Raw genomic sequence first — 451 nt, forward strand, 5'->3', positions numbered from 1 at the left:
TTCCCCACGGCGTGGTTGCTGTTGACCGCGACCACCACCTTGCCCACGACCGCCGCCGCCACGTTGCTGGCGACCGTTCTGGATCGGTTCGGCTTTGATTGACGGGTCCGGCTCATAGCCCGGAATCGCAATGCGCGGGATCTCTTTTTTCAGCAGTTTTTCGATATCACGCAGCAGTTTGTGTTCATCAACACACACCAGCGACAACGCTTCACCGGTAGCAGCCGCACGACCGGTACGCCCGATACGGTGGACATAATCTTCAGGTACGTTTGGCAGTTCATAGTTGCCGACGTGCGGCAGCTCTTCAATATCCAGGCCGCGCGCAGCGATGTCAGTTGCCACCAGTACACGAATATCGCCCGATTTAAAATCAGCCAGCGCACGAGTACGCGCACCTTGCGATTTATTGCCGTGGATCGCCGCACTACGGATGCCATCTTTATTGAGC

Annotated in this window: 1 protein-coding gene; it reads right to left on the bottom strand. The window is 57.0% G+C overall.

Going from position 1 to position 451, the window contains the following annotated elements; translation table 11 throughout:
• Positions 1–451, bottom strand: a 451-nt coding sequence (locus GRC12_RS45060; RefSeq protein WP_280117611.1) for a helicase-related protein, incomplete at both ends; no start/stop codon positions are given.

It is taken from the genome of Streptomyces griseorubiginosus (assembly GCF_017614965.1).
Taxonomy (GTDB): domain Bacteria; phylum Actinomycetota; class Actinomycetes; order Streptomycetales; family Streptomycetaceae; genus Streptomyces; species Streptomyces griseorubiginosus_B.